Annotated in this window: 16 protein-coding genes; 7 read left to right on the forward strand and 9 right to left on the reverse strand. The window is 69.5% G+C overall.

Annotated elements, in window-relative coordinates:
- Positions 1 to 139: 139 nt before the first annotated feature.
- The 3 genes from gudD to C7416_RS22175 all read left to right on the forward strand — a co-directional run bounded on the left by gudD (position 140) and on the right by C7416_RS22175 (position 3696).
- A complete protein-coding gene (gene gudD, locus C7416_RS22165; protein ID WP_111520914.1) occupies positions 140 to 1495 on the forward strand; it encodes a glucarate dehydratase in 1356 nt (451 codons plus the stop codon).
- Positions 1496 to 1579: 84 nt separating this feature from the next.
- A complete protein-coding gene (locus tag C7416_RS22170; protein WP_111520915.1) occupies positions 1580 to 2602 on the forward strand; it encodes a Bug family tripartite tricarboxylate transporter substrate binding protein in 1023 nt (340 codons plus the stop codon).
- A 98-nt stretch (positions 2603 to 2700) separates the two neighbouring features.
- On the forward strand, positions 2701 to 3696 hold the full coding sequence (locus C7416_RS22175) for a Bug family tripartite tricarboxylate transporter substrate binding protein (protein WP_111520916.1): 996 nt from the start codon (positions 2701 to 2703) through the stop codon (positions 3694 to 3696).
- A gap of 312 nt (positions 3697 to 4008) precedes the next feature.
- Here the strand turns inward: C7416_RS22175 and C7416_RS22180 are convergent, their stop codons facing one another.
- Positions 4009 to 5535 (reverse strand): aldehyde dehydrogenase (NADP(+)), encoded by a 1527-nt coding sequence (locus C7416_RS22180; protein WP_111520917.1) that lies wholly within the window; start codon positions 5533 to 5535, stop codon positions 4009 to 4011.
- A 115-nt stretch (positions 5536 to 5650) separates the two neighbouring features.
- On the reverse strand, positions 5651 to 6565 hold the full coding sequence (kdgD, locus tag C7416_RS22185; RefSeq protein ID WP_111520918.1) for a 5-dehydro-4-deoxyglucarate dehydratase: 915 nt from the start codon (positions 6563 to 6565) through the stop codon (positions 5651 to 5653).
- Positions 6566 to 6910: 345 nt separating this feature from the next.
- Between kdgD and C7416_RS22190 the strand changes: the two genes are divergently transcribed.
- Entirely contained in the window at positions 6911 to 7891 is a 981-nt protein-coding gene (locus C7416_RS22190) for a DedA family protein/thiosulfate sulfurtransferase GlpE (protein WP_111520919.1), read from the forward strand.
- Between the two features lie 10 nt (positions 7892 to 7901).
- Here the strand turns inward: C7416_RS22190 and C7416_RS22195 are convergent, their stop codons facing one another.
- The 6 genes from C7416_RS22195 to C7416_RS22220 form a co-directional block, all read right to left on the reverse strand.
- Positions 7902 to 8858 (reverse strand): DUF1177 domain-containing protein, encoded by a 957-nt coding sequence (locus C7416_RS22195; RefSeq protein ID WP_111520920.1) that lies wholly within the window; start codon positions 8856 to 8858, stop codon positions 7902 to 7904.
- Positions 8859 to 8914: 56 nt separating this feature from the next.
- Positions 8915 to 10075 carry a porin gene (locus C7416_RS22200; protein WP_111520921.1) on the reverse strand — a complete coding sequence of 387 codons (1161 nt, stop codon included), beginning with the start codon at positions 10073 to 10075 and terminating at the stop codon, positions 8915 to 8917.
- A 207-nt stretch (positions 10076 to 10282) separates the two neighbouring features.
- Complete coding sequence (pepE, locus tag C7416_RS22205) at positions 10283 to 11038, reverse strand: dipeptidase PepE (protein ID WP_111520922.1); 756 nt, start codon at positions 11036 to 11038, stop codon at positions 10283 to 10285.
- Positions 11039 to 11068: 30 nt separating this feature from the next.
- On the reverse strand, positions 11069 to 12253 hold the full coding sequence (locus C7416_RS22210; RefSeq protein ID WP_111520923.1) for an aminotransferase class V-fold PLP-dependent enzyme: 1185 nt from the start codon (positions 12251 to 12253) through the stop codon (positions 11069 to 11071).
- A 54-nt stretch (positions 12254 to 12307) separates the two neighbouring features.
- Entirely contained in the window at positions 12308 to 13915 is a 1608-nt protein-coding gene (locus C7416_RS22215; protein WP_111520924.1) for an OPT/YSL family transporter, read from the reverse strand.
- Positions 13916 to 13979: 64 nt separating this feature from the next.
- A complete protein-coding gene (locus C7416_RS22220; protein ID WP_111520925.1) occupies positions 13980 to 14693 on the reverse strand; it encodes an IclR family transcriptional regulator in 714 nt (237 codons plus the stop codon).
- A gap of 189 nt (positions 14694 to 14882) precedes the next feature.
- Here C7416_RS22220 and C7416_RS22225 point away from each other — a divergent pair, with 189 nt between their 5' ends.
- Positions 14883 to 17693: a hypothetical protein gene (locus C7416_RS22225; RefSeq protein ID WP_111520926.1), complete on the forward strand. Its 2811-nt coding sequence runs from the start codon at positions 14883 to 14885 to the stop codon at positions 17691 to 17693.
- A gap of 17 nt (positions 17694 to 17710) precedes the next feature.
- Here the strand turns inward: C7416_RS22225 and C7416_RS22230 are convergent, their stop codons facing one another.
- Entirely contained in the window at positions 17711 to 18466 is a 756-nt protein-coding gene (locus tag C7416_RS22230) for an IclR family transcriptional regulator (protein ID WP_111520927.1), read from the reverse strand.
- 251 nt (positions 18467 to 18717) lie between these two features.
- Here C7416_RS22230 and C7416_RS22235 point away from each other — a divergent pair, with 251 nt between their 5' ends.
- Together C7416_RS22235 and C7416_RS22240 are read left to right on the forward strand one after the other, a co-directional pair.
- On the forward strand, positions 18718 to 19758 hold the full coding sequence (locus C7416_RS22235) for an LLM class flavin-dependent oxidoreductase (protein WP_111520928.1): 1041 nt from the start codon (positions 18718 to 18720) through the stop codon (positions 19756 to 19758).
- Positions 19759 to 19980: 222 nt separating this feature from the next.
- Entirely contained in the window at positions 19981 to 21999 is a 2019-nt protein-coding gene (locus C7416_RS22240) for a sigma-54-dependent Fis family transcriptional regulator (RefSeq protein ID WP_111520929.1), read from the forward strand.
- Positions 22000 to 22091: the final 92 nt, after the last annotated feature.

Below are 22091 nucleotides of genomic sequence, written 5' to 3' on the forward strand. Positions count from 1 at the left end.
CGGGCTTTCCCGGACTTGACCGGCCCGAGACAGCCTCATTATACTGGGTTATCAGTCATACGATGACAGATAACATACGCAACACAAAGGCCGGGGTGAAGCATCGTACGCCCGCGGCCATGCCGGAGACAGTCCCGAGATGACCCCTACCGCCGCCCACATGGCGCCCGCCCATACCCCGGTCGTGACCGAGCTGAACGTGGTGCCCGTCGCCGGCCATGACAGCATGCTGATGAACCTGTCCGGCGCCCATGGCCCGTACTTCACGCGCAATATCGTGATCGTGCGCGACAGCGCCGGCCATACCGGCGTCGGCGAAGTGCCGGGCGGCGAAGGCATCCGGCAGACGCTGGAAGACGCGCGCCCGCTGCTGGTGGGCCAGCCCATCGGCCAGTACCAGGCCGTGCTGAACCGCGTGCGCGCGGCCTTTGCCGGCCGCGATGCCGGCGGCCGCGGCCTGCAGACCTTCGACCTGCGCATCACCATCCACGCCGTCACGGCGCTGGAGGCGGCGCTGCTCGACCTGCTTGGCCAGCACCTGGAGGTGCCAGTGGCCGCGCTGCTGGGCGAAGGCCAGCAGCGCGACGCCGTGGAGATGCTGGGCTACCTGTTTTATATCGGCGAGCGCCAGCGCACCACGCTGGACTACCGCACCGAGCCGGACGCGGACAACGCGTGGTTCCGCCTGCGCAATGAAGTGGCGATGACGCCCGAGGCCGTGGTGCGCCTGGCCGAAGCGGCGTATGAGCGCTACGGCTTCAATGACTTCAAGCTCAAGGGCGGCGTGCTGCGCGGCGACGAAGAAATGGAAGCGATCCTGGCGCTGGCCGAGCGCTTCCCCAAGGCGCGCATCACGCTGGATCCCAACGGCGCCTGGTCGCTGGCGGACGCCGTGCGCCTGTGCCGCGACAAGCGCGGCGTGCTGGCCTATGCCGAAGACCCGTGCGGCGCCGAAGACGGTTACTCGGGCCGCGAGATCATGGCCGAGTTCCGCACCGCCACCGGCCTGCCCACCGCCACCAACATGATCGCCACCGACTGGCGCCAGATGGGGCATGCGGTGCGGCTGCAATCGGTCGACATTCCGCTGGCCGACCCGCATTTCTGGACCATGCAGGGCTCGGTGCGCGTCGCCCAGATGTGTGCCGAGTGGGGACTGACCTGGGGCTCGCATTCGAACAACCACTTCGATATCTCGCTGGCGATGTTCACGCACGTGGCAGCGGCCGCGCCGGGACGCGTCACCGCGATCGACACGCACTGGATCTGGCAGGACGGCGAACACCTGACCCGTAACCCGTTGAAGATCGAAGGCGGGCTGGTGCAGGTGCCCAAGACCCCCGGGCTGGGCGTGGAGCTGGACCTGGATGCGCTGGCGCGAGCGCACGAGCTGTACCAGCGCAAGGGCCTGGGTGCGCGCGACGATGCCGCAGCGATGCAGTTCCTGATCCCCGGCTGGAAGTTCAACAACAAGGCGCCGTGCATGGTGCGCTGACGCGCCACCGGCGACGACGCCAACGGCCGTAGCCGACCATCGGGGCGGCCGGCCATTCTCATCAAAACACTGCAGGAGACAACGATGACCACCTTCCAACGCCAGGGCGCGCCGCGCCTGCCTCACTGGCTGCGCGCCGTTGCCCTCGGCTCGGTCGCCGCGGTCGCGGCGCTGACCTTCATCAGCCCGGCCGGCGCCGCGGCGCAGGACTGGCCGCAACGTCCGGTATCGGTGGTGGTGCCGTTCCCGCCGGGCGGCTCCAGCGACGCCATCGCGCGCATGCTGACGGTGCCGCTCAACGAGAAGCTCGGACAGCCGTTCGTGATCGACAACCGCCCCGGCGCGACCGGCGCCATCGGCGCCACCTACGTCAAGCGCGCGCCGGCCGACGGCTACACCATGATGGTGGCGTCGATCGGCGTCTATGCGGTCAATCCGTTCTTGCAGAAGAACCTGGCCTATGACCCGGCCAAGGACTTCGACCTGCTGACCGTTGCGGTGCGCGCGCCCAACGTGCTGGTGGCCAACCCGCAGTTCCCGGCCAACACGCTGGCGGAACTGGTGGCGTACATGAAGAAGAACCCGGGCAAGGTCAGCTTTGCCTCGTCCGGCGCCGGCTCGTCCGACCACCTGACCGCGGCGCTGTTCTGGCAGAAGAGCGCCACCGACGGCCTGCATGTGCCGTACAAGGGCGGCGGCCCGGCCATCTCCGACCTGCTGGCCGGACAGGTGGACGTGTCGTTCCAGAATGTCAACGCGGTGCTGCAGCACATCCGTGCCGGCAAGCTCAAGGCGATGGCGGTGACTTCCGACAAGCGCTCGCCGGTGCTGCCCAATGTGCCCACCATGGCCGAGGCCGGCATCAAGGATGTCGAGGTTTACTCGTGGCAGGGCGTGGCCGCGCCGCGGGGCCTGCCGCCCGAGATCAAGAGCCGCCTGCACGGCGCGCTGGTGTCGTCGCTGAACGACCCCAAGATGCGCCAGAAGCTGTCCGAGAGCGGCTTCGAAGTGGTGGCCAACACCCCCGAGCAGTTCAACCAGTTCGAGGCGCAGGAGCTGCAGCGCTGGAAGACCGTGATCGAGAAGGGCAAGATCGCGCTGGACTGAAAACCGCCGCATAAAACCCGATACCAAAGCACCGACCGCGCCGGCCCTGCACGTACATCGTGCCGCGCCGGCGCGCGCCCTCGACTGGAGACCACAGCATGACCTACGGACGCCGCAACTTCCTCAAGCAATCCTCCGCACTCGCCGCCGGCCTCGCCGCCGGGCCGCTCGCCGGCCTGTCCCGGTCCGCGCACGCCGCCGACTGGCCCAGCCGCCCGATCCGCCTGGTGGTGCCGTACACCGCCGGCGGCTCGTCGGACATCATCGCGCGCCTGATCAGCAAGCAGCTGGGCGAGGCGCTGGGCCAGTCAGTGGTGGTCGACAACCGCCCCGGCGCCAACGGCAACGTCGGCGCGGCGCTGGTCGCGCAGGCCACCGACAACCACACGCTGCTGCTGTGCGATATCGGCGCGCTGGCGATCAGCCCGTCGGTCTACACCAAGCTGACCTTCAATATCGCCAGGGACCTGAAGCCGGTGTCGATGCTGGCGTATTCGCCGCACCTGCTGGTGGTGCATCCGTCGGTGCAGGTGACCAGCGTGAAGGAACTGGTGGCGCTGTCGCAGCGCAGCCAGCTCAACTTCGCCGTGACCGCCATCGGCAGCGCGCCGCACCTGGCCGGCGTGGCGGTGGAACAGGCCACCGGCGCCAAGTGGCAATACGTGCCGTACAAGGGCGGCTCGCAGGCCATCGCCGATACCGTCGGCGGCAGCGCCCAGGTGCTGATGAACGGCATGCTCGCCACGCTGCCGCATGTGCAGTCGGGCAAGCTCAAGCTGATCGCGCAATCCAAGCGCACGCGCATGCCGCTGCTGGAGAACGTGCCGACCATCGCCGAGCAGGGCGTGCCGAACTTTGAGTCGGGCACCTGGCAGGGCGTGATGGCCCCGGCCAGCATGCCCGACGCGATGGTGGCGCGCATCAGCGCCGAACTGATCCGCATCATCCGCGCACCTGACTTGCGCGCCCAGCTGGTGGCGCAGGGTGCCGAGGTGGTGACGATGACGCCGGGGGAAACCGGCAAGTTCTTCGTCGCCGAGCAATCGCGCTGGGCGGGCGTGGTGAAGCAGGCGGGGATCAAGCTGGAGGCTTGATGCGTGGGTGTTGCAAAGGACGGCTCGCATGGGAATGCGGGCCGTTTTTTTTGGGGCTACAAGTAGCGTGTGGTTTCTCCCCTCTCCCGCTTGCGGGAGAGGGGCGGGGGAGAGGGCCGGCGTGCGGCAAGCATGAGGCGTTTGCACTTCGTGGGAGCTCCCGCCCTCACCCCAGCCCTCTCCCGCAAGCGGGAGAGGGAGTACCCGGCCGGGACTGGAAAGGCCTGCAGTGTTTTGCTGTGACCGCAGGTCTGCACCTCTTCCAAAAGCAAAAAGCCCCGCACCAGGCGGGGCACATCTCAGCGGGTCTCGTTATTTCCGCAACGCCGCCGGCAGCAAAGCTTGCGGCAGGTTCTGATAGCAAACCGGCCGCAGGAACCGGTCGATCGCCGTGGCACCCACCGAAGTCGTCCGCACATCCGACGTCGCCGGGAATGGCCCGCCATGGACCATCGCGTACGCCACCTCGACGCCGGTGGGATAGCCGTTGCACAGCACGCGTCCGGCCTTGCGTTCCAGCACCGGCAGCAGGCGCTGCGCCGCCGCCTGGTCGGCGTCGTCGAGTTGCATGGTCGCCGTCAGCTGGCCTTCGAGCTGGCGCGCCACGGTCAGCATCTCTTCCATGTCGCGGCACACCACCAGCACCGTCGACGGGCCGAAGACCTCGGCCTGCATGCGGTGGTCCGCGAGGAACTGCGCGGCGGTGGTTTCGAACATCTCCGGCCGGGCCTGGTTCGCGCCGCTGGCGTCGACGCCGTTGCCGATGCGCTGCAGGCCGTCGAGCGATGCCAGCTGGGCCACACCGTGCTGATACGCGGCATGGATACCGGGGGTCAGCATCGTGGCCGCCGGCTTGCCTTGCAGCGCGCCCAGCGCCGCCGCGCGGAACTTGTCGAGGGCGGGGCCTTCGATGCCGATCACCAGTCCGGGGTTGGTGCAGAACTGGCCGACCCCGAGCACCAGCGACTCGACCAGCTGGCGGCCGATCTCCTCGCCGCGCGCGTCGAGCGCCGCGGGCAGCAGGAACACCGGGTTGATGCTGCTCATCTCGGCGTACACCGGGATCGGTTGCGGGCGCGCGTTGGCGGCGCGCATCAGCGCCATGCCGCCGGCGCGCGAGCCGGTGAAGCCCACCGCCTGGATCGCCGGATGCGATACCAGTGCGGTGCCGATGGCATTGCCTGCGCCCACCAGCAGCGAGAACACGCCCTCTGGCAAGCCAGCATCGCGCACTGCCCGCTGGATCACGCGTCCGACCAGCTCGGAGGTGCCCAGGTGCGCCGGGTGCGCCTTGACCACCACCGGGCAGCCCGCCGCCAGCGCCGCGGCGGTGTCGCCGCCGGCCACCGAGAAGGCCAGCGGGAAGTTGCTGGCGCCAAACACCGCAACCGGGCCGATGGCGATGCGCTGCATGCGCAGGTCCGGGCGCGGCGGATTGCGTTCTGGCAGCGCGGGGTCGAAGGTGGCTTGCTGCCAGCTGCCCTCGCGCAGCACGGTGGCGAACAGGCGCAGCTGGCCGGCGGTGCGGCCGCGCTCGCCCTGCAGGCGCGCGATCGGCAGCGCGCTTTCCAGGTGGGCACGCTCGACCAGCGTGTCGCCAAGCGCCTCGATGCCCGCCGCGATGGCCTCGAGGAAGGCCGCGCGCTGTTCGGGCGGGGTGTTGCGATACGTGTCGAAGGCCGCCTCGGCCAGCGCGCAGGCGCGCTCGACCTCGGCCTCGCCGCCGCCGTGGAAGTCGGGGCCGATCGGCGCGCCGGTGGCGGGGTTGATCGCCTGCAGCGTCGCTTCGGTGCCGCGCACGGCTTGCGCGCCGATCAGCATGTCGCCGGTGATTTGCATGGTAGGAATCCTTGTCAGCGTTTGGAACGGGAAGCCGGCCGGAGGGCATGCGCCCCGCGGCCGGCTGGTCGGAATGCAAGGCGGGGGACGGCGCGCTGGCCGTCCGCGTGCCGGGTTACTGCGGGCCGAGCTTGTTGATCAGCGCGCCCAGCATCTCCATTTCCTCGCCGGTCAGGTCGGTCAGCGGCGCGCGCACGGGGCCGCCGTCGCGGCCCACCAGGCGCGCGCCCGCCTTGACGATGCTGACCGCATAGCCGGCCTTGCGGTTGCGGATGGCGAGGTAGGGCAGGAAGAAGTCATCGATCAGGCGGCCCACGGTGTCGTGGTCGTCCGCGGCGATGGCGCGGTAGAAGTCCATCGCCGTCTTCGGGATGAAGTTGAACACCGCCGACGAATACACCGGCACGCCCAGCGCCTTGTAGGCCGCGGCATAGACCTCGGCAGTGGGCAGGCCGCCCAGGTAGGAGAAGCGGTCGCCCAGCTTGCGGCGGATGCTGACCATGGCCTCGATGTCGCCCACGCCATCCTTGAAGCCGATCAGGTTGGGGCAGCGCGCGGCCAGGCGGGCCAGCTGGTCGGCGTTGAGCTTCGAATTGGCGCGGTTGTAGACGATCACGCCGATGTCGACCGCCTTGCAGACTTCTTCCACGTGGGCGGCAATGCCGTCCTGGCTGGCTTCGGTCAGGTAGTGCGGCAGCAGCAGCACGCCGGCGGCGCCAAGGCGCTGGGCTTCCTGCGCATAGGCGATGGCGGTGCGGGTCGGGCCGCCGGCGCCGGCCAGGATCGGCACCTTGCCGGCGCAGGTGCGCACCGCGGTGTCGACCACGGCGGAGTAGTCCTGCGGCGTCAGCGAGAAGAACTCGCCGGTGCCGCCGGCAGCGAACAGCGCGGTGGCGCCGTAGGGCGCCAGCCACTCGAGGCGCGCGGCGTAGGACTTCGGCGCGAAGTCGCCCTGGGCGTCGAAGTCAGTGATGGGGAAGGACAGCAGGCCTTCGGAGACGATTTGCTTGAGTTCGTTGGGTGCGAGCATTGCGGCAGTCCAGGGCGGGCCGATGGCCCGGGGTGGCAGAGGCGGCTGACTGCGGCGTGGCAGGTCAGTCGAGTTATCAGTCATCGTACGACAATAGAATGACGAAGGCAATAGGCTGCAGACGTACACCGGGTTAACCGGGAGCCTGGAGCAGCGCCTCGCCCGGCGGGTATTAGGTCTCCGCGGACTCCCGGACGAGGTGCAGCGGCAGCGTATGTTGTAGGACAACGTAGGTCACATGCCGTTTGATCCACTCAGTCAATTTGAATCGACCATACAAAGCTTCCGCGCCACGGCGAACCGCCGGCTGGCACACTGGCGTCCTGGACCAAAGGGGAGAGCGCGGTGGGAGAGTTACAGGCCTTGCTGGAAAACCACGGGCTGATGCTGGTGTTCCTGAACGTACTGGTCGAGCAGGCCGGCCTGCCGGTGCCGGCCTATCCGATGCTGTTCGTCGCCGGCGCGCTGGGCGTGCAGGAGACCGGGCCGTCGATCGGCGCGGTGCTGGCGGCGGTCATCGTCGCCTGCCTGATTGCCGATACTGGTTGGTACTTCGCCGGGCGCCGGCTGGGCCAGCCGATGCTGCGCACGATCTGCAAGGTATCGATCTCGCCCGATTCCTGCATCCGCCAGACCCAGTCGCTGTACCTGCGCGTGGGGCCGCGCTCGCTGGTGGTCGCCAAGCTGCTGCCGGGGGCCGGCGCGCTGTCGACCGCGATGGCCGGCATGACCGGCACGCCGCTGCCGGTATTCCTGTTCTACGACGCGATCGGCGCGCTGGTATGGGCCGGCAGCGGCCTGCTGATCGGCGTGGTGTTCAGCGACTTCATCGATGCGATCCTGGAGGGCTTCAGCACCTACGGCCATATGGCGCTGGTGGCGGTGGTGGGGGCCTTCCTGGTATTCCTGGCATGGCGCTCGTGGCGCCGACTGCGGCTGCTGCGCATCACCAGGCGCGTGCCGCGCATGAGCGTGGATGAGCTGGAATCGCGCCGGCTGGCCGGCGCGCTGCCGGTCGTGATCGACGTGCGCGCCCATGGCGACGTGCCGATGGAGCGCATTCCCGGCTCGATGGTGCTCGACATGCAGGGCGCGCTCGACAGCCTCGACGCGCTCGGCGTGGCGCCCGCCGAGGCCGACATCGTGGTCTATTGCGCCTGCCCGAACGAGATGTCCGCGGCGCTGCTGGCCGAACGCCTGCGCGTGGCCGGCTATCCCAGGACCTGGGCGCTGGCCGGGGGCTTCGACGAATGGAAGCGGCGGCACGGCGCCACCGTGCCGCCCGCTGTCACCCATCCCGGACCAGGCCAGGCGACGGCACGCTGAGCCGCTGGCTTCAGCGCTGGCCCGCGGTCTGGAACACCGACAGGTCCGGATAGATCGCGCGGATCTTCTGCCACTCGGCGGCGTTGAAGAACTGGCACTTGCCGGCACCGAAGCGCTTGGACACTTCGACGCAGAAGCGCACCGCCTCGGCGATGTCGACCTCATGGTTGGCCGAGGTCGCGCTGCCCGACACCACCGACTGCGCCGTCACCGCCACGCCCACCACCGGCGCCGGCGTGGCTACGTGCGGCTGCATGATGCTGTTGAAGTGGTACAGGCCGTTGTGGTACGGCGTGATGTCCTGCAGCGAGATCGGGAAGGTCACCGCCGGGCAGCCGGTGGTCGATTCCATGGTTGCCACCAGGTCCGGCGCCACGCGCAGGATATAGCCCTGCATCGCCGTCGGCGAGATCGCGAAGCCGCGGTGCTTGACGATGCTGTTGCCCTTGGACGCATCGATCGACAGGATCGCATCCATTTCCGGCAGCACCTGGTAGTCGTTCATGGTGTCGGACGACACCGGCATGCCCATGAACGGCACCGGGTCGTGCGGCACCATCGAGACATTGGTCGACAGGTGCGTGGTCACGATCACGTCGCCCGCCACGTGGTCGCCGCGCGCCTTCATCTGCGCCAGCTTGAGCGCCACCGCCAGGCAGCCGATCGGGCCATCGGCATCGGACACCAGCCCCACCAGTTCCGGACGCGCGCCGATGGCGCCGTTGCGGCCGATCACACCCAGCGTCGGCGCCTTGCCGCCGCCGCGCTTGCCGGCGCGGCCCGGGATCACGATGGTGATGAAGTCGGTGGTGTTGGCCGTGTTCTCCGGCGGCGCGTTGTTGACCGTGGTGACTTGCACCGATACGCCAGCCTCGGCGTACGGCGCGAACAGTTCGCTGACGACCGCGCCGTTGGCGTGCGGGCTGTCCAGGGCTTCGTGAATGACCAGCGTCTGCTGCAGGGCCATGGCTTTCTCCAAAGGTTTCCCCCCGCGTGGCGCGGGCAGGGCGTTCTACAAATCGATCAGAACTGGTGGCGCAGGCCGACCATCACCGTGGTCTGCGTGTCGCGCCCGTCCAGCGGCGTGCCGCTGCCGCCGGTCCAGCTGGTGGTGTTGTTGCCGAACAGGCCCGACCAGTCGCCATGGACGCGGTCATAGGCCAGCGCCAGGTAGGCGTCGGTGCGTTTGCTGAAGGCGTAGCCGGCCACCGCATACGCGGTGGTGCGATTGCCGCTGAAGTTGTCGGCGCGGGTGCGGTTGTGCATCACGCTGCCGGTCAGGGTGACGTTGCCGGTCACGGCGTAGCTCGCGCCCAGCGTGAAGAAATCGTCGTGGCGGCTGCTGCCGAACACCGAGCTGATCGCCGCACGGTTGGCGGGCGTGGCGGCGGTCGACATGCTGGTGATGGTGGCCGTATCGGTGCCGCCCTTCGACGAGTCGAAGCCCGCGTCGCGGTCGCTGTGGATGTAGTTGGCGAACAGGCTGGCGCGGCCGAGCGCGGCCTTCAGGCCGGCCAGGTAGAGGTTGGCGTTGCGGCTCTGGCTGTCGCGGGTCTGCTGGAAGTCACCAACGGCGGTGATCGGGCCGGCCGCGTACTTGACGCCGAACGACATCGACGACATCGCGCGGGTGTTGCCCGCGGTCTCTCCCAGCGCGTATTCGGCGATCACCGACACCGGGCCGAAATTGCCGGTATAGCTGACGGCATTGTCGTAGCGCTGGCCGGTCAGGTAGACCATCCACGCATTGGACGGCGCCGCGCCCACGCCGAGCGGATCGACGTAATACAGCATGGTGTTGGCGGTGGTGTACTGCCGGCCCAGCGCCAGCTCGCCCCACTGATTGCCGATCTTCACGTACGCCTGGCGGCCGAACAGCTGGCCTTGCTGGTCGAGCCGGCCGGTATCGGCCAGCAGCCCGTTCTCCAGCACGAAGCCGGCCTTTACGCCGCCGCCCAGATCCTCCACACCCTTCAGGCCTAAGCGGCTGCCGGACAGGAAGCCTTCGCCGCCCTGCTGCAGGCCGACCTGCGCGTCGCCGGCGGGGTTGGAGTGGGTCTGGTATGTCAGCGCGGTGTCGATGACGCCATACAGCGTGACGCCGGATTGGGCCATGGTGGTGGCGGGCAGGGCCAGCAGCATCGGCAAGGCCAGGCGCGCGGCGTGGCAAAGGGTTGGGCTCATATTGTTTTCTCCTCCAGAAGGCAAAGGGGGGCCGCGCGGGCGGCGCAACGCGGCCCGCGGGGCTGGTTTTGTTTGTATTGGCTGTGGCCGGGTGGGCTTTGGAAATGGCTAGTTGCTAGTCACGCCTTCATCCCGCTGGTTCGCTCCCCTCTCCCGCTTGCGGGAGAGGGGAGACAACCGTTTGTGCTTCGGCGTTTAACGCGTTGCTCAAACGGCAAAGCCCGGCCAGTCCTGCATGCCCGCCGGCCCGGTGATCTTCGACAGTGCGAACGCCTCGCCCTCGCGAATCGTCTCGACCTGCCCTTCGGTCGGGAACCACAGCGCATTGCGCTCGCCCAGCACCAGGCCGGTAGTGCCATCCGAATACAACGCCGACCCCTCCGGCAGCGCAAACACCTGTTCCGGCGCATTGATGTGCAGGAACTCCGCCACCCGCTCTTCGCGGCTTTCGCCGTTGTGCCCGGCGGGCTTGCCGCTGATGAAGTGCGGGTTGATCTGGAACGGCACCAGGCCCAGCGCGCGCAGCGACGGCGGCTGCACGATCGGCATGTCGTTGGTGGTTCGGATGGTCGGGCAGGCGACGTTGCTGCCGGCGCTCCAGCCCACGTACGGCGTGCCCGCACGCACCTTCGCGCGGATCGCGTCGACGATACCGGCGTCGTATAGGCGCTTGAGCAGCGCGAAGGTGTTGCCGCCGCCAACCGCAATGGCGTCTGCCTGCTGCACGGCGCGCAGCGGATCGGCGCTGTGATGGATCGATTCCAGCGCGTAGCCCAGCTTTTCGAACACCGGCCTCACCATGCCCTCGTAGGTATCGAAGCTGAAGGTCACGCCGGCGAACGGCACGAACAGCACCTTGCGCGGCTCATGCTTCAGCAGCGTGTGGATCTGCTCGCCGGCGTGCTCGAGGTAGCCGAGGTTGTCCTTGCGCGAGCTGCTCATCAGGAGGATGCGTTGGGTCATGTCTTGCGTTCCGTCGGTTCAGGTGTGGGGTCAGGCGATCGCTGCGCGCACCAGCGCGGCGACGTGGTCGATCTCGTCATGGGTGTTGAAGTAGTGCAGCGACACGCGCGCCATGGTCGAGACGCCGTAGCGCGCCAGGATGGTGTCGGCCATGAAGTTGCCGGCTTCGATGATGCATTGCTGCGCTTCCAGCGCGGCGACGATGCGGGCCGGGTCGATGCCGCGCACGTTGAACGGCACGATGCCGATGCGGTGGGCCACGTCGGCCGGGCCGTACAGCTCGAAGCCGGGGATCGACGACAGCCTGGCCACCGCATACTCGGTCAGGTCGCGCACGCGCGCTTCGATGGCGTCGATGCCTATCGCGGCGGCGTAGTCGATGGCGGTGCCCAGGCCCAGGATGGCCGGCACGATCGGGCAGCCCGCTTCGAAGCGCTTCGCGCCCGGCACCAGCGACAGCGCGCCGGTGGCGCGGTCATAGGCACCGTTCCACCAGCCCACCAGCATCGGTTCGATCTGCGCGATCCGCTCGCGGCGCACATACAGGAAGCCGGAGCCTTCGGTCGCGCGCAGCGCCTTGCGGCCGCAGCCGGCGAGGAAATCACAGCCCAGTTCGGCCACGTCCGAGCGCAGCATGCCCACGCTCTGCGCGCCGTTGACCAGCGACAGCACGCCATGCTGGCGCGCCACCGCGCAGATCTGCGCGGCGGGCTGCACCGCGCCGGTGGAATTGGGCAGGTGCGAGAAGGTCAGCAGGCGCGTGCGAGGCGTGATCGCGGCCGCGAACGCCTCTGGCGACAGCAGCCCTTCGCCGTTGGCCGCCACCATCTTCACCACGATGCCGTGCGATTGCTCCAGGCGGCGCCATGGCAGCAGGTTGCTCAGCATCTCGGTGTCGGCCACCAGCACTTCATCGCCGGCTTGCCAGGCGATGCCGCGCGCCACGATCGAGATGCTCTCGGTGGCGTTCTTGGTGAAGGCGAGTTCGTCAGCCGCGCAGTTCAGCCATGCGGCCAGCGTGGTGCGCACGGCTTCGACGCGCGCATAGGTCGCTTTGCGGAACGCCGGCAGGTAGATGCCGACGTGACCGGTGTCGAGCAGATAGCTGCGCACGGTGTCGAGCACGGCGTCGGGCGGGATCGAGGCCGCCGCGGTGTCGAGATAGATGGTGGACGCCGTCAGCGGGGTGTCGGCGCGGATTGCCTTTATATCCATGGAACGTCTCGGGAAATGACAGAGGGGCGCAGCGGATGCGCCCGCAGGTAGGGCTTACTTCTTCAGCTTGGTGACCGAACCGAAGAAGCTGAACAGGGCGTCGCCCGCGATCACGCCGCCGGCGAAGGCGCTCATCTCCGCCACGTGCCTGTCGCCGCGCAGGCGCTGCAGCACGAAGCGGATCGCCAGGCCTGCCAGCACCGCCCAGCCGGCCAGCGGCGAGGCAATCAGCATGCCGGTGGAAAGCAGGATGCCGAGCTGGCGCTTGGAGCCGCCGAGCCACTGCAGCAGCGCGCCGGGAACGGCCCAGATCATCAGGTTGCGCGCGATCTCGGCCGACGAGCCCGCCTTGATCGACGCCGCGTAGACGCGGTCCACCGGCGGGATCAGGCCCTGCGCGAAGAAGCTGCCGTGGAACACCAGCACCACCACCGCGGCCACCGCGAAGCCGATCATCGCGGCCAGGAACTGCTGCTTGCGCCCGGCCAGCTCGGCCTCCATGTCGCGGCCTTCGCCGCGCAGCAGGTAGCCGGTCTTGAGGTCGTAGCCCATGTCGGCGAACGCCGGACCGGTCGCGGCCGAAAAGCCCACCAGCACCGCCAGCGCGGTCGGCGGAAAGCCGATCAGGATGCCGATGGTCAGCGTGATCAGCGCCACCGCGAAGGCCGGGAACCAGCCCGAATGCATCGCCGCGATGCCGACGATCAGCTCGTGCACGTAGGCGGCAAAGGCGGCGTACAGCACGAACAGCACCAGCATGCCCAGCGACATGTCCGAGATATGCCCGGCCAGCACCGAGATCAGCAGCGCGATCGCCAGGTAGATCAGGAAGCCGCCCGACAGGATGCGGCTGGCGCGCGCGGCCGGGACTTCAATGGTGCCCGCGTCGGCCGCCGGGGCGTGGCGCGCGCGGCGGATTTCATGCGCTACCTGGAACAGCGCGACGATGCCCGCGCCGATCATCAGCCCGTGCGGGATATACGCCTTGGCGATATCGATGCCGGTCAGCGCCACCGAATATCCGCGCACCAGCAGGCCGATGCCGAACATGGTCAGCGCCGCCAGGTTGCCCAGGAAGGCCGCGCCGAACGCGGACATCGGCACGCCCAGCCATGCACCGCCCACGCCCACGGCAATGCCCAGGCCCAGGAAGGCGGCCTTGCGCCCGCCGCGGTCGCCGGCCCAGATCGCCTCGGCGGTGGCGATGCCGGCCGGCCAGGTGCCGGTGGCCGGGAAGATCTTGCTGCCGAACAGGAAGTACAGCATCGCGCCGTCGACGAACATGGCGATCACCGCGCCGATCAGCATCGGCGTGGCCAGCTCGGGCATTCCCATCGCGTATGGCACGCCGATCGGGATCATCAGCGAGTTGGCGGCGCCGAAGGTGGCCGACGAGATCGCGGTCTGCACCAGGTTCTGCCGCTCCAGCACGCGGAAGCGCCGCGTGACCTCGAGCGGGATGCGCGAGAACACGATCGCGATCAGCGCGCCGATGATCGAGGTATTGGCCGAGATCCCCAGCGACACGATCAGCTGCATGCCGATCATGGCGCCGAACACGGACAGCCCCACTGAGACCAGCAGCAGCAAGGGCTCCATGAAGCGCGTCCGTGTCGCGGGCTGCGCCGCCATCGGCGCGTTCAATTGTGTTGGCATGGTCATGTCTTCCACCGCTCCCCGTAGTGTTGTCTGGTTTTGTCTGTTGTATGTGATGCCTGGCGCGCGCTCAGCGCATGAAACCGGCCACCGGGCCGATGGTGCTGCGCGCCGTGCGCAGCGCCTGCAGCCAGCGCGGCGCCGCGTCCGGCGTCAGCCGCTGCAGCGGACCGGCGATGGCCAGCGACCCCACCACCGCCTGGCTGTCGCGCTGGAACAGCGGCAGCGCCAGCCCGGCAACCGTGGCCGCGGATTCCTCGCAGGTGTAGGCCCAGCCATCGGCGCGGACCTGCGCCAGGCGCGCTTCCAGCCCCGGCGCTTCGCCGCCAAGCCGGCGCCGGAACGGTTCCGGCTGGAACGCCAGCATGGCCTTGGCATGCGCGCCCGCGTCGAGGGCGAAGCGTTGGCCCACCTCGATCGAAAAGCGCAACTGGTGTTGGCTGTGCGCGATGTCCGTGCACAGGCCGTGGTCACCGTCCAGCCACGACAGGAACACGGTTTCACCGCATTCCCGCGCCAGCGCCTCGAGCGCGGGCTGCACCACCTCGGCCGGTGAAAAGGTCTTGCGCGTGACCTGTCCCAGTTCGAACCAGCGCAGCCCGAGCGCGTAGCGTCCCTGCGCGTCCTGCACCAGGAAGCCGTTGGCGGCAAAGGTCGCCAGCACGCGGTGCACCACGGCATGGTGGACGCCGCTGTGGCGGGCCAGGTCGCGCACGCCCCAACTGGGCTGGCGCACGGTGAAGTGGGTCAACAGCGCCAGCGCGCCGTCCAGGGTCTTGAGCATTGCCGAGCTGAACTTCGAATTGCTGTTGTCTCTATTTAAGAGACAACGTCTCTGATACAGAGAAATGCTAGGCCTCGCTGTCACCGGCAACAATCAGGGTTAACGCGCAGTCGTCCTCCCGATCCGGCGAATATCGTCCATGCGCCGTTGCCTATACTTGGCGCAGGCCGACTGCTACGGGAGGCGCCCATGGCTGCGGTAGACCACGGTTTCGGCGACGAAGCGGCCCGCATCGCGCACCGGCGCCGCCTGCTCGGCATTGCGCCGCGCACGCATGAGGGCCAGCGCAACTGGGCGCTGGCGCTGTCCGGTGGCGGCATCCGCAGCGCCACCTTCTGCCTGGGCGTGATGCAGGCGCTGGCCGGCACCGACATGCCGGCAAACACGACCGCCGCGACGCCGCCCGGCGACGCGCCCCAGACGCCCCAGACGCCCCAGACGCCCCAGACGCCCGCAGCGAGCGCGGCCGCCGCGGCGCAGACCGTTCCCGGGCTGGCTTCGCTGCTGGCCCAGTTCGATTACCTGTCGACCGTCAGCGGCGGCGGCTACCTCGGCGCCTTCTTCGTCAGCCTGTTCGTGCCCGGTCGCCTGCGCCGCGGCACCGGCCCGGTCCAGGCCGCGGCCGAGGCGTACCACACGCTGCAATGCGAGCCGCCGGGGCGCATCCACACCTCGGTCTCCTATGCCGCCGATCCCGGCCGGGGCGCGGTCGCGTGGCTGCGCGAGAACGGCCGCTACCTGTCGCCCACCGGCGCGGGCGACAACCTCTATGCCGCCGCGCTGGTGGCGCGCAACTGGCTGGCGATGCACTACGTGATCGGCAGCGCGCTGCTGGTGTTGCTGTCGCTGCTGGCGCTGCTGCTGCACGGCGCGGCGGGCGCCTGGTACGGCTTCGGACGCTATGAGATGGACCTGCTCCACGATGCACGGCAGGCCTTCAACCAGGGCGAATGCGCGATCTGGTGGAGCCCGTTGCTGTGGCTGCCGCTGGTCACGGTGGTGCTCGGCGCGGTGCCGCCCGGGCTGGCGTACTGGCTGGTCTATCCGCGCGCCAGCGAGCCGCAGGCGCCGGGGCGCTTCTTCAGCCCCGCGCCGATGGTGGCCACGCTGCTGGGACTGCTGTTGCTCGCTGCCGCGTACTGGTCCGAGCGGATCGGTGCGCAGCCGCTGCCAGCGCAGCTCTTTGCCGCGCTGGGCGTGCTGACCTGGCTTGGCGTGCTGGCCTGCCTGGTGATGCTGCAGGGCGAGCCGCGCACCGTGTCCGGCTATCGCGTGCGGGCCACGCGTGCGCTGCGCACGGCGGTCACGCTGACGCTGTGGCTGGCGGCACTGGGCGTGGCCGATACCGTCGCGCGCACCACCTACCTGTATGCCCAGGCCGCCGGCCATCCGTGGGGCGTGGCGCTGCCGGCGAGCGCGCTGGGCGTGCTGGTCTGGCTGGTGCGCTACGGCGCGCGCCGGCTCGACGAAGGCCGCAAGGGCAGCGCCGGTACTGCCTGGCGCGCACTGTGGGCACGCCTGCCGGTCTCGCTGCTGGCCGGGGCGGCCGCGGCGGTGCTGGCGCTGCTGCTGTACGTGCTGTGGTCGTGGCTGGTGCTGTGGGTGCGCTGGAATGGCCGCGAGCCGGTCGACTGGCTGGTGTATGGCACCGCCTACACCGGGCCGGCGCTGGCCACGCTGACGGCCGTGGCGCTGGTGCTGGCACTGGTCGCCGGCCGCTTTACCGGCTTCCTGAACCTGTCCACGCTGCAACCCTTCTACGCGGCGCGCCTCACGCGCGCCTACCTCGGCGCGTCCAACGGCGAGCGCTTTGCCGCGCCCGATCCCGATCCGGCGGCGGACCGGCGCCGGCGCGCGCGCTTCAGCGTGGCCGAGCCCGTGCCGGGCGACCAGCTCAGCCTCAACGCTTACTACGATCCGCACGTGCTGGCGCCGCTGCACCTGATCAACGTGACGCTGAACCTGACCGTCGATCCGGCCGAGCAACTGGTCCAGCGTGACCGCAAAGGCAAGCCGCTGTGCCTGGCACCCGGTGCCGGCCTGCCGCAGCCGGGCGCAGCAGGCGCGATCGCGCCGGACGCCTATGCGCGCTTCACCGTCGATGGCTGGCAGTGCTGCCCGGATGCGTCATGGCCGTCGTCGGGCAAGCTGGCGCAAGCGCTGACGGTGGGCGACTGGATCGCGATCTCGGGCGCGGCGGTGTCCACCGGGCTGGGCCGCGCCACCACGCTCGGCACATCGCTGCTGCTTGGCCTGGCCAACCTGCGGCTCGGCACGTGGTGGCCGTCGTTCCCGGCCCGCTACGCGCGCCGCGGCGGGCGCGAGGGCGAGCGCTGGCGCCACCCCGAACGCGCCACGCACCCATGGCTGGCCGCCGGCATCTTCCGCACGCAGTATTACCTGGGATGCGAGCTGAGCGCGCGCTTCCATGGCACGCGGCGCGGCTGGCAGTACCTGTCGGACGGCGGCCATTTCGACAACACCGGTGTCTACGAGCTGCTGCGTCCGGGCCGGGACGTTGGCCTGATCGTGCTGTGCGACTGCGGGGCCGATCCCGACTATCGCTTCGGCGACCTGGCCAACCTGATCCGCCTCGCGCGCATCGACCATGGCCTGGAGATCGTCGTCGATACCGAGGCCGCCACCACGCATCCGGTGCTGAGCCGCGTCTTTGGCGTGCCGGACGATTTCGTGCCGGGTCAGCCCGCCAGCGCCGGCGCCGCCGACAAATGCGCGGTGCTGCTCGACGTGTTCCGCACCGACCCGGCCTGCGCGGCGCCGCGCGCGCGCGTCTGCCGCATCGTGCTGATCAAGCCGCGGCTGGTGTCATGGGCGCCGGCCGACGTGCGGCACTATGGCGCCACGCACCCGGCCTTCCCGCACGAGGGCACCGGCGACCAGTTCTTCGACGAGGCGCAATGGGAAAGCTACCGGGCCCTGGGACACGCGCTTGGCAAGCGCGTGCTGGGCGGTGAAGTGGGCAAGGCGCTGCTGGCGTGATCGCGCTGCTGCTGACCTCAGCGCACGAAGCCGATCACGTCTTCCAGCCGGCCGCTGGCTTCGCGCAGCGCTTCCAGCAGCCGCGGCACGGCAGCATCGTCCAGCCGCTGCTGCGGCCCGGCGATGGCGACCGAACCCACCACCGCGCTGCGGTCGCGCGACCACAGCGGCAAGGCCAGGCCGGCGACGCTGGCCGCGGCTTCCTCGCGCGTATGCGCCCAGCCGCGCTCGCGCACTTCGGCCAGCTGCTGCTCGATGCGCTCGCGTTCCAGCGTGGTATGCGGACCCATGCGCGCCACGCCCTGGCGGTAGACCTCGTCGCGGAAGGCCTCGTCCTGGAACGCCAGCATGGCCTTGGCATGCGCGCCGGCATAGAGCGGAAAGCGCTCGCCCAGCTCGATCGAAAAGCGCAACTGGTGCTGACTGTGCACCAGCCCCACGCACAGGCCCTCATGGCCGTCGAGCCACGACAGGAACACGGTCTCGCCGCTTTGCGCGGCCAGCTTCTCCAGCACCGGGCGCACGATTTCGTCGGGCGAGAAGCTCTTGCGCACCACCTGTCCCAGCTCGAACAGCCGCAGCCCCAGCGAGTACTTGCCGGTGGCCGCGTCCTGCACCAGGAAGCCGTTGGCGGCGAACGTCGCCAGCACGCGGTGCACCACGGCGTAATGTACGCCGCTGTGCTTGGCCAGCTCGCGCACGCCCCAGGTGGGCTGGCGCACGGTGAAGTGGGTCAGCAGGGCCAGCGCGCCGTCCAGTGTCTTGAGAGTCATCGATCGTTCCTTCGCATCGGGCTGAATGGTAAGGGCAAGCGGCGCGCGGCTCAATGCTTGCGCGGACTGCGCCTTGCCGCCGTTATGCCGCCGTCCTGCCGCCGTCGTGCCGCCGTTCCGGGATACCCACGCCGCCCGCAGGGCCGCAACGCCGCCGCCAGCACGATCGGCGCAGGCTCACTACCATAGCGAACCATCCGCATTGCAGCGGACGGCGCCCGTGTGGCGTGCGCCGCCCGCCCGACCACGACATGAACCGCGACTCTCTCCCCGCCGGCAACGGCATCGCCTATTCGGTGCTCGACCTCGCCCCCATCCCGCAAGGCAGCGATGCCGGCCAGGCCATGCGCAACTCGCTCGACCTGGCGCGCCATGCCGAGCAGCTGGGCTACCACCGCTACTGGCTGGCCGAGCACCACAACATGCCCGGCATCGCCAGCGCCGCCACCGCGGTGCTGATCGGCTATGTCGCCAACGGCACGCAGCGCATCCGCGTGGGCTCGGGCGGCGTGATGCTGCCCAACCATTCGCCGCTGGTGATCGCCGAGCAGTTCGGCACGCTGGCCTCGCTCTATCCGGGCCGCATCGACCTGGGCCTGGGCCGCGCGCCCGGCACCGACCAGGCCACCGCGCGCGCGCTGCGCCGCCATCTGGCCAGCGACAGTGCCGACACCTTCCCGCAGGACGTGGAAGAGCTGCAGGCCTACTTCGACGACGTGCGCCCGGGCCAGCGCCTGCGCGCGGTGCCCGGCGCCGGGCTGAAGGTGCCGATCTGGCTGCTGGGCTCGAGCTTGTTCAGCGCGCAGCTGGCCGCGGCGATGGGATTGCCGTTCGCCTTCGCCTCGCACTTTGCGCCGGGCTTCATGCGCCAGGCGCTGGACCTGTACCGGCGCACCTTCCGCCCGTCGGAAACCCTGGACCGGCCCTACGTGATGCTGGGCCTCAATGTGTTCGCGGCCGATACCGGAGACCAGGCGCGCCGGCTGTTCAGCTCGCTGCAGCAGCAGTTCCTGGCGCTGGTGCGCGGCACGCCGGGGCAGCTGCGCCCGCCGGTCGACGATATCGAAGCGCTGTGGAACGAAAGCGAGGCCGACCATATCCGGCGCTCGCTGGCCTGTTCGGTGGTGGGCGACCCGGAGGCCGTGCGTGCCGGCATGCAGCGCTTTGTCGATGACCTGCGCCCGGACGAGCTGATGATCACCGGCCAGATCTTCGACCACCAGGCACGGCTGCGATCGTTCGAGATCGCCGCCGCTGCCGCGCGCCACCTCAAGGCCAACGCCGCGCTCTGAGCCGTTTTCGGTATGACGCACGCCGCACTTGTGGCGTGCGCCGGCCGCTGTCTTTCATTTCCTCCCAGTTCTGGTTTGCATAGCGCCGAGGCGCTCGGATACATTAGAAGGCCGACACCAGACAGAGGCGTGGCCAGCCAGGCACGCGCCCGCATAGTCCGCCCGATCCGCCGCCCCCAAGCAAAATCCCGGGGCCGAGGGCAGCGACGACAGGAGACAGCGATGGACCTGCGGCAACGCGAGCACATCGAGACGGTGGTCCAGGCCACTGCCTACCTATCCCCGCCAGCCCTGCTCGCGGAGCGCATCGCGCATGACGCGATCATCCAGAATTCATGGCGGCGCTGCGTGCACCAGTACGGGCTCGATCCCTCGCGCATGCAGGAGGCGCGCATCCTGCCGCAGACGCGCCTGCGCGAACACCAGGAACGCATCGACGACTTCGCCCGCATCGCCCGCCACGGCCTGCAGAGCCTGCACGCGCAGGTGGCGGCGCTGGGCTACGTGGTGCTGCTGACCGATGCGCAGGGCGTCACGGTCGACTATATCGGCGATACCCACAGCGATGCCGCGCTGCGCCACGCCGGCCTCTACCTTGGCGCGGAATGGAGCGAGAGCGGCGCGGGCACCTGCGCGGTCGGCACCGCGCTGGTCACCGGGCAGGCGCTGACCGTGCACCAGGCCGACCATTTCGATGCCACCCATATCCCGCTGACCTGCACCGCGGCGCCGCTGTTCGATACGCATGGCAAGCTGCACGCCATCCTCGACATCTCGGCGCTGGTCTCGCCGCAGGCCAAGGACAGCCAGGGCCTGGCGCTGCAGATGGTGCGCATCTACGCCGCGCATATCGAGAACGCCAACTTCCTGCGCGCGCACCGGCGCGACTGGATCCTGAAGCTGAACGTCGCGCCCGAGTTCGTCGACGTCAACCCGGAATACCTGCTGGCGCTGGACGATGCCGGCCGCATCGTCGGCCACAACCATCGCGCCCGCCTGATGCTGGAGACCGAACTGGCCGGCATGCCGGGCGCGACCGTGCTCGGGCAGCCATTCGAGACCTTGTTCGACGCCCGGCTCGAAGACCTGGGCCGTTACGTCTACTCGCGTCCCAGCGAGCAGCGCCTGGTCGCGCTCAACCGCAGCGGCGGCCTGCTGTACCTGAGCGTGATGCCGCCCGCGCTGGGCTGGCAAGCGCCAGCGGCACCGGCGCAGGTGGCGATGCCGGCGCCGCTGGCGGCGCTCAGCGGTGGCGACGCCGCGCTGGCGCAGCAGCTGGAGCGCGCCGCGCGCCTGGTCGATTCACCGATCCACCTGCTGATCCAGGGGGAAACCGGCAGCGGCAAGGAGTTCTTCGCCAAGGCGCTGCACCAGGCCAGCGCGCGCCGTGCCGGGCCCTTTGTCGCGGTCAACTGTGCGGCGATTCCCGAGACGCTGATCGAGAGCGAGCTGTTCGGCCACCTGCCCAACAGCTTCTCCGGCGCCGGCTCGCGCGGCAAGCGCGGGCTGATCCAGGAGGCCGACGGCGGCACGCTGTTCCTGGACGAAATCGGCGACATGCCGCGCGAGCTGCAGTCGCGGCTGCTGCGTGTGCTGGCCGAGGGCGAAGTGCTGCCGGTGGGCGCCGCGCGCCCGGTGCCGGTACGCCTGCGCGTGATTTCGGCCACGCACCATCGCCTGGAACAGCTGGTGGCCGAGGGCCGCTTCCGCGAGGACCTTTACTACCGCCTCAACGGCGCGCGCTTCGAACTGCCGCCGCTGCGCGCCCGCACCGACCTGGACTGGCTGGTGCGCAAGCTGCTGCAGGAGGGCGCGGGCGAACCGGTGACGCTGTCGCCGGCAGCGAGCGAGCGGCTGCGCCGCCACCGCTGGCCGGGCAACCTGCGCGAACTGCGCAACGTGCTGGAGTACGCGCGCGCGATCTGCAGCGGCGGCTATATCGATGTGCACGACCTGCCCGATGCCGTCGCAGGCACCGCCGAACCGGCTGCAGAACCGGCTGCCGTATCGGCCCAGCCGGAACCGGCCGATCGCGCCCCGGACCACGATACCGCCGCGTCGTTCGACCCGCACCAGCTGCCCCCCGAGGGCATGCTGCTGATGCAGTACCTGCGCGCCTCGGGCTGGAACCTGAGCGCGGTCGCGCGCCAGATCGGCATCAGCCGCATGACGCTGTACCGGCGCATGGAGCGCTACGGCATCCAGTCGCCTAACCGGCGCGACGGCGGGGGGCAGGCGTAGCATCCCGCCACCGTACCCGTTTCTGCGAAGGCGTTCGCGCCTTCTCGTCTTCCTGACTTGTCTTCCAGTCGGCTTCGCCAGGGCGTGCGGCG

It is taken from the genome of Cupriavidus phytorum (genome assembly GCF_003254285.1).
Lineage (GTDB): Bacteria > Pseudomonadota > Gammaproteobacteria > Burkholderiales > Burkholderiaceae > Cupriavidus > Cupriavidus phytorum.

Bases quoted from the DNA above. Each gene is read 5' to 3' on its own strand.
- C7416_RS22200 (WP_111520921.1), bottom strand. From the start codon at position 10,075: ATGAGCCCAACCCTTTGCCACGCCGCGCGCCTGGCCTTGCCGATGCTG.
- C7416_RS22230 (WP_111520927.1), bottom strand. From the start codon at position 18,466: ATGACTCTCAAGACACTGGACGGCGCGCTGGCCCTGCTGACCCACTTC.
- C7416_RS22240 (WP_111520929.1), top strand. From the start codon at position 19,981: ATGGACCTGCGGCAACGCGAGCACATCGAGACGGTGGTCCAGGCCACT.
- C7416_RS22220 (WP_111520925.1), bottom strand. From the start codon at position 14,693: ATGCTCAAGACCCTGGACGGCGCGCTGGCGCTGTTGACCCACTTCACC.
- C7416_RS22215 (WP_111520924.1), bottom strand. From the start codon at position 13,915: ATGACCATGCCAACACAATTGAACGCGCCGATGGCGGCGCAGCCCGCG.
- C7416_RS22180 (WP_111520917.1), bottom strand. From the start codon at position 5,535: ATGCAAATCACCGGCGACATGCTGATCGGCGCGCAAGCCGTGCGCGGC.
- kdgD (WP_111520918.1), bottom strand. From the start codon at position 6,565: ATGCTCGCACCCAACGAACTCAAGCAAATCGTCTCCGAAGGCCTGCTG.
- gudD (WP_111520914.1), top strand. From the start codon at position 140: ATGACCCCTACCGCCGCCCACATGGCGCCCGCCCATACCCCGGTCGTG.
- C7416_RS22195 (WP_111520920.1), bottom strand. From the start codon at position 8,858: ATGGCCCTGCAGCAGACGCTGGTCATTCACGAAGCCCTGGACAGCCCG.
- C7416_RS22210 (WP_111520923.1), bottom strand. From the start codon at position 12,253: ATGGATATAAAGGCAATCCGCGCCGACACCCCGCTGACGGCGTCCACC.
- C7416_RS22225 (WP_111520926.1), top strand. From the start codon at position 14,883: ATGGCTGCGGTAGACCACGGTTTCGGCGACGAAGCGGCCCGCATCGCG.
- C7416_RS22175 (WP_111520916.1), top strand. From the start codon at position 2,701: ATGACCTACGGACGCCGCAACTTCCTCAAGCAATCCTCCGCACTCGCC.
- C7416_RS22170 (WP_111520915.1), top strand. From the start codon at position 1,580: ATGACCACCTTCCAACGCCAGGGCGCGCCGCGCCTGCCTCACTGGCTG.
- pepE (WP_111520922.1), bottom strand. From the start codon at position 11,038: ATGACCCAACGCATCCTCCTGATGAGCAGCTCGCGCAAGGACAACCTC.
- C7416_RS22235 (WP_111520928.1), top strand. From the start codon at position 18,718: ATGAACCGCGACTCTCTCCCCGCCGGCAACGGCATCGCCTATTCGGTG.